Origin of the sequence: Hathewaya limosa (assembly GCF_030815255.1) — a bacterium.
In the GTDB taxonomy this organism is placed as follows: domain Bacteria; phylum Bacillota; class Clostridia; order Clostridiales; family Clostridiaceae; genus Hathewaya; species Hathewaya limosa.
Map to the genome: position 1 here is coordinate 25,832 of NZ_JAUSWN010000017.1, position 14,957 is coordinate 40,788.

Consider the following 14,957-nt stretch of genomic DNA (forward strand, 5'->3'; position numbering starts at 1 on the left):
AGTTCTATTATTATCTTGATATTACGGTATTTTATTAGTGGTGTCAATAATTAATGAGTAATGGACGTAGAATATTAGCTATCCTAACTTAATATAGAAATCAATTTTAAATATGAAGTATTATGTATAGTTAGTGTAAAATTACTTTAGGATATTTTTGAACAAAAATAGCAGAAGTACAATGTATATGGTTTATGAAATATATATACATTAAAAAATATATATTTTTTATAATATGTTAAATATAATAGTATTAACCAATAATATTATATATTGACAAAATAAGTGAATATGATAATCTTAATAGAAACAGGCTTATTTAGAAGATAAAGATATGTATAAACCCTCCTACTTGGCATGTGAAAGCACCAAAGTTAGAAAAGATTTATATGAAAACACATAACAAAATATAGTTAGGAGCACATTTGTAATGAAAAAGTATATAAGTAATGTAAAAGGTTATATAATCCTGCAATACATATTTGAAATTTTGGCTACTCTTTCCATAGCAGCAGTTCCATATATGCAAAAACTGCTTTTAGATAAAATGCAAAAAGGAAATAATGTACAAAACAGTTTTATTCATATAATATTTGTTGTGGCAATTTGTATTTTTGTGTATTGTCTCTGTTCTTGGTTAAGTTTAAGGTATACCATACTCCGTATTAATAAAATGAGAGAGCATATGCAGAAGGATCTCTTTAATTCATTTTCAAAAATGGGTTATAACATATTTAAGAAGAAAGATATAGGTGAGTATATATCTATGCAGAATACGGATATAGCTATACTCATAGGAGATTATTTTCAGCCTTTAATAGATTTATTTAGACCCATAAGTATAATATGCATATATGCATTTTCAATATGTTTTTATATTAACTGGAAAATAGCTATTATTATGTTTTCCATGTCAATAGTAATATGTATTATACCTAAATTATTTGAAAAGCCATTGGCAAAAGTAAGAAAAAAACATGTGGAACAACAGGGCAGGTACACATCACAGGTTAAAGATTATTTAGAGGGTTTTAAACTTATAAATGATAATACTCGTGAAAAAATAAAGAAACAGCATAAAAGTAGTGTATGCAGAACTTCTGAAGCTATAAAAAACTTTGGCATTTTTAAGGCTTTTACAACATTGATATATGATTCTGGAACGAAATTTATGGAGATAATTGTATTTTTGCTTGTAGGCATACTTATAATAAAAAGAGAAATAAGCGTAGGAACTGCATTGGCTATATTTTCATATTCCCATTGTTTTATAGGGCCTTTTGAGGATTTTCTATATGATATAACAACTTTAAATTCTACAAAAGACGTAAAGAATAGATTTTCAAGCTATATAAACTATATCAACGAAAATAACCTTAAACCGACTGAAATCTCAAAGTTTAAGGACAAAATAACTATGGAGAATGTATGTCTTTCCTACGATAATTTTAACTTGAACAATATATGTTGCAATTTTAAAAAAGGAAAGAAGTATGCCATTATTGGTCATAGTGGTTCAGGAAAATCTACTATGATAAATTTACTTATGAAATACGAAATACCTGACAGTGGTGAAATAAGTATAGATGGATGTAGTATTGCAAGTTTGAATATTGATGATATTGTAATGTGCATAAGCCAGCAGGAGCATATATACAGAGAAAGTTTTGAAAATAATGTTACGGTATTTGGCTCATATTCACACAGTACTTTCAGTGAAGTGTTGAATAAATATGACAATAGTATAATAGATAAGATAAAAAGTAAGGAAAACTGCAGTGACTTAAGTGGTGGTGAAAAACAGCTTACATCATTTATCAGATCTTTAGTAAGTGGAAACGATGTTTTAATCATGGATGAGCCTTTTTCAGCCATGGATGCTGGAACCTTAAAGAAAGTCATGGATATATTGTTTGAGTTAGAGGACAAGACAATTATAATGGTTACACATAATTTGGGTATGAATCTGGATAAGTTTGATGAAGTAATATTAATGGATGAAGGTTCAATAGTTGAAAAGGGAATGTTTCACAAGGTCAGAGAAAATTATGTGTTTAATCATAAGTTGGCAATGAATAAATAAAAAATACAGGGGATACAGGAAAAAATGAAAAAATATATTTGGAAGATAAAAGGTTTAATAAGTGCTGAAATCTTATTTGGCATATTTGCTGCTATAAGTATAGCTCTGGTACCAAATTTTGAAAAGAAGCTTGTAGATAAATTATTTAGTTCTGAATATTCAAACAATACTCTTTTTAATATGGTAATGCTGTTTGCATTATGTGTGGCAGCAATATGTATATTTTCATATTTGTCCAGTATAATGGAGGAGAGCTGGAAGTCATCAATGAGAAGTATGATTCAGACAGATTTTTTTGATTCACTGGTTGAAACAGATTATAGATGGTTTAGAAATAAAAATGTAGGAGAATATATATCCATAGAAACAAATAATATTGATGTTATTGTAGAAGAATATATGCAACCAGTAATTAGTCTTATAAATGTAGTAATAAAGATATGTATATATGCAGTTGTAATGTATTTGTGCATTGACTGGAGAGTTGCCTTATCTATTTTTGTCATGTCAGTAATAGTAATTTTTATTCCAAAGATATTTAAAAAGAGAAATGGACAGCTTGGAAATATGTCTATGGAAGCTACTGGGCAATATACCATCTCTGTAAAGGATTATCTAGAAGGTATTAAGATTATAAACAATAATACCAGAAGATTTGTTCTACAACAACATAATAAAGCTGTAGATAAAATGACTGCGGCAAAAATTAAAAGGGGTTTGTTTGGTATATTTTCAATGTCTATGGAAGTTTTTGGAATAAAGATTATGGAGCTCATGGTGTTTATTATTGTAGCTTTATTACTTATACGAGGGGATTTAACTGCTGGTATGGTACTTGCTGTTTTCAGCTATTCTGCATATTTCATAGGTCCACTTCAAGAAGCTTTAAACAAAATAGATTTCATAAATTCTAGGAGAACGGTAAAGGAAAAATTTATAGAAGCTATAAACATCAATAGACAGCAACAGAAAAATCTGCATAAACTTTCTAACTTTAAAGACAAAATAACTATGAAGAATGTATGTCTTTCCTACGATAATTTTAACTTGAACAACATATGTTGTTGTTTTGAAAAAGGAAAGAAATATGCCATTATTGGTCATAGTGGTTCAGGAAAATCTACTATGATAAATTTACTTATGAAATATGAAATGCCTGATAGTGGCGAAATAAGTATGGATGGATGTAATATTGCAAGTTTGAATATTGATGATATTGTAATGTGTATAAGCCAGCAGGAGCATATATACAGAGAAAGTTTTGAAAATAATGTTACGGTATTTGGCTCATATTCACGCAGTTCTTTTAGTGAAATTCTGAATAACTATAGTAATAGTATACTAGATAAGATAAAACATAAGGAAAATTGCAGTGACTTAAGCGGTGGTGAAAAACAGCTTACATCATTTATCAGATCTTTAGTAAGTGGAAATGATGTTTTAATCATGGATGAGCCTTTTTCAGCCATGGATGCTGGAACCTTAAAGAAAGTCATGGATATATTGTTTGAGTTAGAGAACAAGACAATTATAATGGTTACACATAATTTGGGTATGAATCTGGATAAGTTCGATGAAGTAATATTAATGGATGATGGTTCAATAGTTGAAAATGATAAATTTAACAAAGTAAGAGAAAATCATGTGTTTAGATCAAAAATGATGGTAAAGAATTGAGAAGAAATAATATAGGGTAAAATTTAAAAACAATATAAGAAAGGATTATAGACTGCAGTGATTGCAGTCTATAATCCTTTCTTTAGATTTTTAATTTCATCTATTGTAAGTCCTGTTGCCTTGGATATAACTTCTAAATCCATATTCATAACTAAAAGGTTCTTAGCAGCTGCAACCATACCTTCCATTTTCCCTTGTTGCAACCCTTTCTTTAATCCTTGTTGTAATCCTTTTTGTTCAGCATTTTCAAGGTCACTAACTCTATCTAGTATTGCAAATTTTCTTTGCTCATATAGCTCTACTTCTTTTTGAGTATTCATAGGAATTCTCCTTTAAGTTCTATTGTTATCTTGATATTACGGTATTTTATTAGTGGTGTCAATAATTAATGAGTAATGGACGTAGAATATTAGCTATCCTAACTTAATATAGAAATCAATTTTAAACATGAAGTAATAATTATGTATATTTATATTCCATTATGTTAGAATTAATAATAGAAAACTGAACTATATAGATAAAGTTAAGCTAGAAAGAAGGCGATTATAATGAATGGGATCTTAGATAAATATGATGAATCAATTAACTTAACTTATAATTATACATATAGAATGCTTACGCATTTAAAAAATATAAGAGATAACTATTTAAAATTAGAAAATGCAGATGACATAACATTAGAAGTTTATAGGGATTCTATAATAAAAAAATATGAAACTTTAGAGGATTTAGTATGGAAGTTACTTTCTAAAATTTTTAAAGCTGATGGACTTGAAATAAATAATCCAAGAGGTTGCTATAAACAGGCTTTCAAAGAAGGATTAATAGAAGATATGGTTATTTGGAATGATATATTACTTGCAAGAAATTCAACTGCACATATATATGATGAAGATGATTACGAAGCTATAAAAAATGACATAATAGAAAGATACTTAGGAGCTATAGAAAATCTTTTAAATAAAATATCAATGGAGAAGTTATAAGATGTATGGAATAGAGGAAAAAGTATACAAAAACTTAACTTCATATTTTAAAAACAATAAATATATAAAAAAGGTTGTGCTATTTGGGTCAAGAGCAAAGGATAACTATAATTATAATTCTGATATAGATCTTGCAATTTTATGTGATAAAAAATATAAAGGTACTGTAGCACAAGATTTAGATGAGATTGTAGGGATATATTCCTTAGATATTGTTTTTTTAGATAGTATGAATACAGAAATAAAATTACAGATAGAGAGATATGGAATAGAAATTTATAGGGAATTATAATAAGTAACGTAGGAATAAAACTAGATAAGAACAAAATAAACTCCTCTGCAACTTGGATTAGAAGAAATTTTATATTATATTGTTAAAGATAACTATGTTAGCTTATTAATTTTAAAAATAAAGAAATTAAGATAAAATTATTGACAAATACATAATTAATTACATAGAGGTTAGTGATTAAAATATACTTTTAAATTATCACTAACCATTATTTATAAAAGGATAGGGGTTGGGGTAAAATGAAAGCTAATGAGAAATATATGATAAGATTTTTAGAATCATCTGATACAAATTTTGTTATACCAGTTTATCAGAGAAATTATGATTGGCAAAAGGAACAATGTAAACAATTATATGATGATTTAGTTAATATGATTAAAAATAATTATAGGACACACTTTTTTGGAACAATAGTTTCAATATATAATGATAATGCTAGAACTAGAGAGTATTTAATTATAGATGGTCAACAAAGAACTACTACAATATCATTACTTTTACTTGCTATCTATGACTTGTTAAATAAAGGTAGATTAAGGTCAAATACTATAATTAAAGAGAAAATATTAAATCAATATTTGATAAATCAATATTGTAATGACGAGTGCAAAATAAAATTAAAACCAATAAAAGAAGATAGAACGGCCTTTGAAAGTCTATTTAAAAAAGATGAATTATTTGAAGAATCAAATATAATATTAAATTATCGATATTTTTATGAAAGAATAATTAATGGAGAGATTACTATTGATGAACTGTACTCTGCAATTGAAAGACTTATGATAGTTGAAATTGAATTAAAAAACGGTGAAGACGATCCACAACTTATCTTTGAAAGTCTTAATTCAACAGGTCTAGATTTAACAGATGCAGACAAAGTAAGAAACTTTATATTAATGAATCAAACATCTAAAAAGCAGGAAGAATTATACAATAATTATTGGAACAAAGTTGAAAAAAACACTAACTACCAAGTAACTCAATTTATAAGATATTATTTAACAATGAAGGAAAATAAAATTCCTAATATCAATAAGATATACATTAATTTTAAGAGATATGTTGAAGAAAGTAAAATTGATATAGAAACATGTTTAAAGGATATGTTAAAATTCTCAGTATACTATAAATCACTTATTAGTAATAACACAAGAATTAAAGAAGTAGATGAAATTATTAAACATATTAATAAATTAGAAGTTACAGTTTCATATCCATTTTTATTAGAAGTTTTTGATGATTACCATAATAACATAATTAGTAAAGATAATTTATTAGATATTCTTAAAGTAATTGAATCGTATATTTTTAGACGTATAATATGTAAAGCACCTACAAATGCTTTAAACAAGGTCTTTATGAATCTAAGTAAAGAAATTAAAAAAATACCGAATTATACTGAACAATATGTAAATGTTTTTAAATATGTTTTAACTAATAAAAAATCTTCTCAAAGATTTCCTAATGAAGAAGAATTTAAATTAAATTTTGTAGAATGTGATATTTATAGTTGGAAAAGTAAAAATAAAATTTATCTACTAGAGAAATTAGAAAACTATGATAATAATGAAAAGGTAGATATAGAAAATTTAATTAATGATAAAAAGTTAAGCATTGAACATATTATGCCTCAGACCCTGAGCATAGCTTGGAAAACTTCATTAGGTGAAAATTATAATGAACTACATACAAAATATATTGGTACCATAGGAAATTTAACCCTAACAGGATATAATTCAAGTTTAAGCAACAAATCTTTTATTGAAAAAAGAGATATGGAAAAAGGGTTTAAAGATAGTAGATTAAAGTTAAATAAGTATTTAACAGAAATAGATTACTGGAATGAAGATACTATAAAAGTAAGAGCAAAACAATTATTTAAAATAGCATCTCAAATATGGGAATATCCTATAATTGATTATTCTCTTGAAGATGAAAATAATAATATTTTTAGTTTAGATGATGATGATGATTTTACTAATAGTAAAGTAGAAAGATTTACTTTTAGAGAAGATAGTGTTAAGGTTAAAAATTGGACAGAACTGTATGAAAATATCTGTTCATTATTATATGAAATAAATCCAATCCCATTTATAAGATTAACTAAAAAAGAGTTTAATCAGGAATATTTAAATAAAAGATTTTCAAATGAAGATAATGATCTTAGAAAGGCTTTTAAAGTAGCAAATGATGTATTTATAGAGAAAAATTTAAATACTGAAGCAAAACTTCAGACATTAAGAATTATCTTTGATGAATATGGAATTCACTATAGTGAATTATTATTTAATATTAAGTAATGAGTATATAACGCAAAATCTACAAATATTATAATAAAAAAATCTACGCAAATTATCTTACAAGAAATAAGAAAAATAAAAAGGATTATAAACTGCAGTGATTGCAGTCTATAATCCTTTTTTTAGATTCTTAATTTCCTCTATTGTAAGTCCTGCTACTTTGAATGGAATATATCAAGCTTAATTATATAACGATATGACAAGATATTTTATTTATACAGAAACTATCTGAATATTATAAATAATTTTCTTGACATTATTGTGTTTGATGTGTATACTGTGATGTATAAATATATACAGTTTGGGGTGATACATTGAATATTGTTCTTTCAAATACGTCTGAAAAACCTTTATATAAACAAATTAAAGATCAAATAAAGTCAGCAATATTAAAAGGTGAACTAAAAAACCAAGAGTTGTTACCCTCTATCCGTAATTTTTCAACTGATCTCAAAGTCAGTGTCTTAACAATCCGTCGAGTTTATGATGAATTGGAAAAAGAGGGATTTGTCAAAAGTCAAGCAGGTAAAGGAACTTTTGTATTAGCTGGAAATACTGATCTAATGCAAGATACAAAAAGACTAATAGTTGAGGATAAAATGTTTGATATGGTATCTACAGCCAAAAGCATGGGAATTAGTAAAAAAGAGCTTGTGGACATGATGGATATTATATATGAGGAGGGGTAAGTCATGGCAGATGTCTTAAACGTATGCGGTATTTCAAAAACATTTAAAAATTTTACACTTAACAACGTATCTTTTAATATTCAGGAAAATTGCATTACTGGATTTCTTGGAAAAAATGGTGCTGGGAAAACTACATTAATAAAGATTTTGTTAGGTTTATTAAAAAAAGATAGTGGAGAAATCACGTTCTTTTCAAACAAATATGGAAAGGATGAAGCTTCTATAAAGAATAAGATAGGAGTTGTATTAGATGATGGATTTTTTTATGAAAATCTAACTTTAAATGATATGAAAAACGTAATTGCTAATTGTTATAATACTTGGGATCAGAGAGCTTATGAAAAATATCTAAAAAAATTCAACTTAGATTCCAAACAAGTTATATCAACTTTATCAAAAGGAATGAAGCTTAAATATTCTTTAGCTCTAGCTTTATCCCATGGAGCGGATTTTCTTATTATGGATGAACCAACTTCTGGCCTTGATCCAGAAATACGAAAAGAATTAATGGATATATTAAATGAATTTGTTCAAGAAGAAGGAAAGAGTGTCTTTTTCTCAACACATATTACTAGTGATTTAGAACGTTGTGCAGATGAAATCATAATTATTGATAATGGAAAGGTTATAGAACAATTAGGAAAGGATGATTTAATAGAATCCTATCGTTTAATAAAAGGTTCCTTAGATGATCTTGAAAAAATAAAGGAAGTTCCTTTTAAAATACTTAATCAATCGAGATATGGTTTCACAGGTATTACAAAAAATTTTCATAAAATACAATCACTAAATTCAAATATTATTATAGAAAAAAGCAATTTAGAGGATATATTTTTGGCACTAGTAGGGGAGGAATAGCCGTGAACGAAATTTATAATTTATTTAAGAAAGATTTTTTATTAATAAAGAAATATTTATTAACCATTTTTTTATTTATTATCATAGCTCCTATATTTATTTCATATAATACACCTCTATTTCAAAAAAACGGAAATATCCTTTATGGTATTTTAGTATTAATGATAACATTTATGGTATATCATTCAATATCCTTAGAGGAAATGAAACAAAAAGGTCAGGTTTACTTGAAAATAACACCTATGAAATGTAGTAGGGTTGTTATGGCCAAATATGTTGTTGTTAACTTTACTTTTATAGTAACTACAACTTTATTTTTAATATTATCCAAAGTTCCAGTTACATGTGTAGGTAAAATAGATATAAAAGTCATACTGCTATATTTTGTATTAATAGAAATATTTTTTGGAATTTATATTCCTATGACATTTAAATTTGGTTATGTTAAGTTGCAAATAATTAGTGCAGGTATAATTTTTATAGCTCCATTCTTAACGGCTTTTATTATAAATCATTTTAGAGATAATTTACAGTTAATATCTAATATTAAGAATAGCTCCACATTATTGATTGCAGGTTTATCATTATTAATGATATGTGTATCTATTAGTTTTGGTATTGTAGTCTCAAACAAAATTATTAAAAATAAAGAATACTAGGATGGTGATTAAATGGCACAAAATACACAAGGGATTTTTATTTTTGGGGTTACTGCAATAGCTTCAATAGTATATTCTGCATATCAGTTTATTGTTTATATTATAAATAGAAAACTAATAAGCTATACAACAGGATTAATCGTTGATACAAAAACCGTTGTACCAGAACCCATGAAAAAAAACAATTCCAGACTGGCTATTGTAAAGTTTAGGGTAGATAGCAAATATTATATATCTTCAAATAGAGTTCAAGTCCCTATGTCTGCTCAAATAGGAGATAAAATAAAAATTGCTTATTTTAAGGACAATCCTAGTGAATTATTTACCACTAGTTTAAAAGGTGCAAGCATATTTTTTATTATTGGGATTATATGCATGGCTATTATGTTTTATCTTATATATAGTAATTAAAAATGTAATGGTTTTACTTCATATATCAACTTACACAATTTTTACAGTAGTTACTGGCTTTATAAAACCATATACCTTAAAACAGCTAATACAACACATTAAGTTTTATTAGCTATTTTTATAATATCCTTCATATGAAGCTTATTCAATTTTTTATTAATTATTGTTATGTTTTTTTAGAACTGTATTTTCCAAATTGTTGCATTTATAATTTACAGGTTATCCTTAACATATTTTCTTACATCCTTAGGATATAGACCTTTATATCGTTTAAATAACGTTGTAAATCTGTTTGGAGATTTGTATCCTACAGCTTTTGCTACATCTCTTATTTTAAGATTTGTTGTAAGAAGTAGATTTTCAGCTATATTTATTCTTTTTCTCTGTATAAATTCTGTAATTGTCATATTATATTTTTGCTTAAAAGTTTGCTTTAATTTTGTTCCACTCATCATACAAATTTTTTCTAAAAATTCCTGTGGAATATCAAAAGCATAATGATCACTGATATATTTTGCAACACTTTCCATAGATTTTGTATCATTTTCAGGTATAATCTTTTCTTTTATTTTTTTCTCATAGGAATCAAGTGTAATGCCAAGCCATTCCTTTGCTTTTGCTTCAAAAAAAAGTTCTGCTGCTATTCCATCAAGTTTACATTCAAGAATTTCTTTAGCAAGTTTTCCAATCAATTTTGTTGCACTGTTTTGAGTTTCAAGAAAAAATTTTAATACATCATCTTTTTTAATATTCATTCTGTTCACAACGTATTCTTCAATAAGAGATTCTTCGAATTTTAAACCAACACTTCTATAGATGCTATTACCATGTAAGACATATCTTTGATTTAAATTACTTGTTTCCATAATAAGCATAGAAGTAGGTTCTATACTCTGATAGGGATTAAGCCATTCTCCACTTCCAGAAATAATATAATTTGATATTAAGAATATATACTCAGTCATATTAGGAATATTGGTTATAACATATTCTTTTTTTATAAAAAAAGAATGAATATCTATTATAAAATTTTTACCAATATAAATCCAGCAATATCCATTATAAAATTCATTATCATCATAAAAGGTTTTACCAGCCGGACTGAATTTATTTATATTTACACATTCCAAAGAAGTGTACTTTTTTATAATATCTTCAAAATACATATAGCACCTCCTTAATAATCACTGGATTAGACAATCACTTGATTAGACATTTTTAAGCTAGATCCATTGTAGCACATTTATATAGATGATACTATATAAACGTAGGTTATATATTGATTAATTTATAAGATATGGTTTAAAAGGTAAAAATATCTTGTCCCACCTTAATATTTTAAGCTAAGTATTATTTTAGGAGGTAGTTATGAACGTATACGAAAAACTTTTTGCGTATATACCTGAAAAAAGGTATTTAAGTTTTGTTGCAATGTTTGTTTCCGCTATATCCGCAATTTCCGTAGTGCTAGGATATTATTATGTTTATAAGTTTTTGGAAACGCTTATAGTAATAAGTAATCTTAGTTTGGCAAAGACTTTTGCAATAAAAACAACTTTTGCATTTATAGTTGGTTCACTATTTTATTTCCTATCAGCATATTTCTCTCATATCTTAGGTTTTGGACTTGAGACAAACCTTAGAAAGAAAGGAATTGACGGATTATCTAATGCAAGTTTTAGATTTTTTGATCTTAATTCTTCAGGAGCTATAAGAAAGATTATTGATGACAATGCTGCTCAGACTCATACTGCTGTGGCACATCTAATTCCTGACAGTTCTCGTGTTTTTATCATTCCAATACTTTCAATTATTTTAGGATTTATTGTAAGTTTAAGAGTTGGAATAACTCTTGTCTTAGTTACATTCATCGGAATTATCTTTTTCAAAAGAATGATGAGTGGAAATGATTTTATGGAACGTTACCAGAAAGCTCTTGAACTTTTAAGTTCCGAATCCGTTGAATATGTACGTGGTATGCAGGTTGTTAAGATTTTTGGTGCAGACGTTTCATCATTTAAATCACTTCATAAAGCTATTAATGATTATTCAAAGTGTGCCTATGAGTATTCCATAAGTTGTAAGAAAGACTATGTTCCATACCAATGGATTTTCTTTAGTCTTATGGCAATATTACTTATTCCTGTAACCATTTTTAAATCTATTCAGATAAGTCCTTTGATTTTAACTGTGGACCTTATTATGACTCTGTTTTTAAGTGGAGTAATATTTAATTCCATGCAGAAAATGATGTGGGCTGGTAAAAACATTTTTGATGCAAGCTATGCAGTAACTACTCTTGAAAAAATGTTTAATGATATGGGAAAAGACAGTCTTGTTTTTGGAAATGATACCTATATTCCAAGTTATGATATTGAGTTTGATAATGTAAGTTTTGGATATAAAGAAAATCCTGTTCTTAAAAACTTTAATCTTAAAATTAAGGAAGGCAAATCCTATGCACTTGTAGGAACTTCAGGAAGTGGTAAAAGTACTATAGCAAAGCTTCTTTCAGGTTTTTACAAAGTTGATAATGGTAGTATAAAAATAGGAGGAAAACCTATTGAAAACTACACCAAGGAAACTATTACAGAAAATATTTCTTTTATATTTCAAAACACAAAGCTTTTTAAAAAATCTATCTATGAAAATGTAGCACTGGCAAGAAAAAGTGCTAAGCGAGAAGAAGTTTTAAAGGCACTTGAAATAGCTGGATGCGCTTCCATACTGGATAAATTTCCTGAAAGAGAGAATACAATTATTGGTAGTAAGGGAGTTTATCTATCCGGTGGAGAAAAACAGAGAATTGCCATTGCAAGAGCTATTTTAAAAGACTCAAAGATTATAATTATGGACGAAGCAAGTGCTTCTATAGATCCTGATAATGAATACGAATTACAAAGGGCATTTAAAAATCTAATGAGAGATAAAACAGTTATAATGATTGCTCATAGGCTTTCAAGCATTAAGGATGTAGATGAAATCCTCGTTCTTGAAAATGGAAAAGTTGTTGAACGTGGTACAGACGAAAAACTTATGATAAGTAATGGCAAGTATAGAAATTTACAAGATCTTTATCATAAAGCTAATGAATGGAGGGTTATATCATGAAAAATTTTTATAAACAAAAATTTGCCATAACAGATAACGGCGCAAAAGATTTGGTTAAATCAACTTTCCTTTGCTTTATGATATTTTGCATGAATATGCTTCCTGTTATGCTTATGATGTTTTTCCTTGAAGGTATTCTTACAGGTAATCTGAAAAGTTCTGCCATTTATATAGGACTTGCTATTGCTGTTTCAATACTTATATATATTTTTCTTAGACTTGAATATGATGCAATGTTTAACGCCACATATAAGGAATCGGCAAATCTTAGAACAGGAATTGCAGAAAGTCTCTCAAGGCTTCCTCTTTCTTATTTTTCAAAGCATGATTTATCTGATCTTTCACAGACAATTATGTCTGATGTTGAAGGCATAGAACATGCTATGAGCCATGCTATTCCTAAAGTATACGGTTTTTATATTTTTTTCCCCATTATTTCCATTATGATGCTTATGGGAAATGTAAAACTTGCTCTTGCTGTAATTATTCCTATTGTTCTAAGTTTTACATTTATCTATATTTCAAAGAAAGTTCAGATTAAAGGACATAAAAAGTACTATAACATTCTTAGAGAAAATTCCGAGAGTTTTCAGGAGGGAATTGAGCTTCAACAGGAAATTCAAAGTTTTAATCTATCTTCGGATATAAAGAAAAATTTGTATAAAGAAATGGAAGAAAGCGAAAAGGTTCATATAAAAGAAAACAACAAACTTATACGAATTTTAGGCTTCTCATCTGCTTTTGGCTTTATAAGTATTGCTAGTTGTATTCTTATAGGTATTATGCTTCTTATGAATGGAGAAATAAATATTATTTATCTTATCGGTTATCTTCTTGCCGCTATCAAAATCAAGGATATGGTGGATGGTATAGAAGAATTACTTGGAGAAATCTTCTATCTTGATCCTAAGATAAAAAGAATCAAAGATATAAGAAAATTTAAAACTCAAAAAGGAAAAGATACGAAACTTAAAAACTTTGATATTCAACTTGAAAATGTTTCTTTTTCTTATGACAAGGATACTCCTATACTAAAAGATGTAAGCTTTGTAGCAAAACAGGGACAAGTTACTGCTATTGTAGGGGCAAGTGGATGTGGTAAAACTAGTATCCTAAGACTTGTCTCAAGACTCTATGACTATGATAAAGGGAAAATTATGATTTGTGGAAAAGACATAAAAGAAATTTCTACGGATTCTCTTTTTGATAATATTTCTATTGTATTCCAGGACGTAACCTTATTTAATTCATCAGTTATGGAAAATATAAGGATAGGAAATAAAAATGCTACAGATGCAGAAGTAAAAGAAGCTGCTAAGCTTGCAGGGTGTACTGATTTTATTAAGAAAATGGAAAATGGCTACGATACTCTTATTGGAGAAAATGGAGCAGAACTTTCTGGTGGTGAGAGACAGAGACTTTCAATTGCAAGAGCGTTTCTTAAAGATGCACCAATACTTCTTCTTGATGAAATAGCTGCAAGTCTTGATGTAGATAATGAAGAAAAGATACAGGAAAGCTTAAACAAACTAATAAAAAATAAAACTGTTATCATAATTTCACATAGATTAAAATCCATAGAAAATGTAGATAAAATTGTAGTTATTGATAATGGCAAAGTTGAAAGAGAAGGAACTCATATAGAACTTTTAAATAAATCAAAAGTATACTCAAACCTAATAGAAAAAACCCAAAAAGCAGAAAGTTTCGTATATTAATTGTAGAGATATTTAAGAATATGTACTAGCTATTTTTATATATAAAGCTTACAGATTGATAATAAAGAAGTTTTTCTTATTCTATGAGCTTACTATGTAATAAGCCTTATATTTTGTATGAACTTTAGGATTAGATAATTAATAAATAAGATATAATGTGTAGAATATAAAGT

General features: G+C 27.2%; 13 protein-coding genes. 11 read left to right on the plus strand and 2 right to left on the minus strand.

Annotation, left to right across the window (positions count from 1 at the left end; all coding sequences use genetic code 11):
• Positions 1 to 430 precede the first annotated feature (430 nt).
• Together QOZ93_RS10160 and QOZ93_RS10165 are read left to right on the plus strand one after the other, a co-directional pair.
• Entirely contained in the window at positions 431 to 2,083 is a 1,653-nt protein-coding gene (locus tag QOZ93_RS10160; protein WP_307356199.1) for an ATP-binding cassette domain-containing protein, read from the plus strand.
• Positions 2,084 to 2,107: 24 nt separating this feature from the next.
• Complete coding sequence (locus QOZ93_RS10165) at positions 2,108 to 3,760, plus strand: ATP-binding cassette domain-containing protein (protein WP_307356201.1); 1,653 nt, start codon at positions 2,108 to 2,110, stop codon at positions 3,758 to 3,760.
• Between the two features lie 68 nt (positions 3,761 to 3,828).
• Here the strand turns inward: QOZ93_RS10165 and QOZ93_RS10170 are convergent, their stop codons facing one another.
• The gene (locus QOZ93_RS10170) at positions 3,829 to 4,080 is read right to left on the minus strand and encodes a hypothetical protein (protein ID WP_307356202.1); all 252 of its coding nucleotides are present in this window, start codon (positions 4,078 to 4,080) and stop codon (positions 3,829 to 3,831) included.
• Positions 4,081 to 4,308: 228 nt separating this feature from the next.
• Here QOZ93_RS10170 and QOZ93_RS10175 point away from each other — a divergent pair, with 228 nt between their 5' ends.
• The 7 genes from QOZ93_RS10175 to QOZ93_RS10205 all read left to right on the plus strand — a co-directional run bounded on the left by QOZ93_RS10175 (position 4,309) and on the right by QOZ93_RS10205 (position 9,955).
• Positions 4,309 to 4,746, plus strand: coding sequence for an HI0074 family nucleotidyltransferase substrate-binding subunit (locus QOZ93_RS10175; RefSeq protein ID WP_307356204.1), 438 nt, complete (start codon positions 4,309 to 4,311; stop codon positions 4,744 to 4,746).
• Position 4,747: 1 nt separating this feature from the next.
• Positions 4,748 to 5,038: a nucleotidyltransferase domain-containing protein gene (locus QOZ93_RS10180; RefSeq protein WP_307356206.1), complete on the plus strand. Its 291-nt coding sequence runs from the start codon at positions 4,748 to 4,750 to the stop codon at positions 5,036 to 5,038.
• Positions 5,039 to 5,277: 239 nt separating this feature from the next.
• On the plus strand, positions 5,278 to 7,338 hold the full coding sequence (locus QOZ93_RS10185) for a DUF262 domain-containing protein (RefSeq protein WP_307356208.1): 2,061 nt from the start codon (positions 5,278 to 5,280) through the stop codon (positions 7,336 to 7,338).
• A gap of 314 nt (positions 7,339 to 7,652) precedes the next feature.
• Positions 7,653 to 8,027, plus strand: coding sequence for a GntR family transcriptional regulator (locus tag QOZ93_RS10190; RefSeq protein ID WP_307356209.1), 375 nt, complete (start codon positions 7,653 to 7,655; stop codon positions 8,025 to 8,027).
• Positions 8,028 to 8,030: 3 nt separating this feature from the next.
• Positions 8,031 to 8,885, plus strand: a complete 855-nt coding sequence (locus tag QOZ93_RS10195; RefSeq protein WP_307356211.1) for an ABC transporter ATP-binding protein — start codon at positions 8,031 to 8,033, stop codon at positions 8,883 to 8,885.
• Between the two features lie 2 nt (positions 8,886 to 8,887).
• On the plus strand, positions 8,888 to 9,544 hold the full coding sequence (locus QOZ93_RS10200; protein ID WP_307356213.1) for an ABC-2 transporter permease: 657 nt from the start codon (positions 8,888 to 8,890) through the stop codon (positions 9,542 to 9,544).
• A gap of 12 nt (positions 9,545 to 9,556) precedes the next feature.
• Entirely contained in the window at positions 9,557 to 9,955 is a 399-nt protein-coding gene (locus tag QOZ93_RS10205) for a DUF3592 domain-containing protein (RefSeq protein ID WP_307356214.1), read from the plus strand.
• 212 nt (positions 9,956 to 10,167) lie between these two features.
• On the opposite strand, the gene QOZ93_RS10210 is transcribed toward QOZ93_RS10205, so the two are convergent.
• Positions 10,168 to 11,121: a helix-turn-helix domain-containing protein gene (locus QOZ93_RS10210; protein WP_307356215.1), complete on the minus strand. Its 954-nt coding sequence runs from the start codon at positions 11,119 to 11,121 to the stop codon at positions 10,168 to 10,170.
• 202 nt (positions 11,122 to 11,323) lie between these two features.
• Here QOZ93_RS10210 and QOZ93_RS10215 point away from each other — a divergent pair, with 202 nt between their 5' ends.
• Positions 11,324 to 13,066, plus strand: a complete 1,743-nt coding sequence (locus QOZ93_RS10215) for an ABC transporter ATP-binding protein (protein WP_307356216.1) — start codon at positions 11,324 to 11,326, stop codon at positions 13,064 to 13,066.
• Complete coding sequence (locus QOZ93_RS10220) at positions 13,063 to 14,784, plus strand: ABC transporter ATP-binding protein (RefSeq protein WP_307356217.1); 1,722 nt, start codon at positions 13,063 to 13,065, stop codon at positions 14,782 to 14,784. The genes QOZ93_RS10215 and QOZ93_RS10220 overlap by 4 nt, the downstream gene beginning before the upstream one ends.
• Positions 14,785 to 14,957: the final 173 nt, after the last annotated feature.

What these genes read in the sequence shown, in the direction of transcription:
- QOZ93_RS10160 (WP_307356199.1), top strand. Translation starts at nt 431, where the DNA reads ATGAAAAAGTATATAAGTAATGTAAAAGGTTATATAATCCTGCAATAC.
- QOZ93_RS10165 (WP_307356201.1), top strand. Translation starts at nt 2,108, where the DNA reads ATGAAAAAATATATTTGGAAGATAAAAGGTTTAATAAGTGCTGAAATC.
- QOZ93_RS10170 (WP_307356202.1), bottom strand. Translation starts at nt 4,080, where the DNA reads ATGAATACTCAAAAAGAAGTAGAGCTATATGAGCAAAGAAAATTTGCA.
- QOZ93_RS10175 (WP_307356204.1), top strand. Translation starts at nt 4,309, where the DNA reads ATGAATGGGATCTTAGATAAATATGATGAATCAATTAACTTAACTTAT.
- QOZ93_RS10180 (WP_307356206.1), top strand. Translation starts at nt 4,748, where the DNA reads ATGTATGGAATAGAGGAAAAAGTATACAAAAACTTAACTTCATATTTT.
- QOZ93_RS10185 (WP_307356208.1), top strand. Translation starts at nt 5,278, where the DNA reads ATGAAAGCTAATGAGAAATATATGATAAGATTTTTAGAATCATCTGAT.
- QOZ93_RS10195 (WP_307356211.1), top strand. Translation starts at nt 8,031, where the DNA reads ATGGCAGATGTCTTAAACGTATGCGGTATTTCAAAAACATTTAAAAAT.
- QOZ93_RS10205 (WP_307356214.1), top strand. Translation starts at nt 9,557, where the DNA reads ATGGCACAAAATACACAAGGGATTTTTATTTTTGGGGTTACTGCAATA.
- QOZ93_RS10210 (WP_307356215.1), bottom strand. Translation starts at nt 11,121, where the DNA reads ATGTATTTTGAAGATATTATAAAAAAGTACACTTCTTTGGAATGTGTA.
- QOZ93_RS10215 (WP_307356216.1), top strand. Translation starts at nt 11,324, where the DNA reads ATGAACGTATACGAAAAACTTTTTGCGTATATACCTGAAAAAAGGTAT.
- QOZ93_RS10220 (WP_307356217.1), top strand. Translation starts at nt 13,063, where the DNA reads ATGAAAAATTTTTATAAACAAAAATTTGCCATAACAGATAACGGCGCA.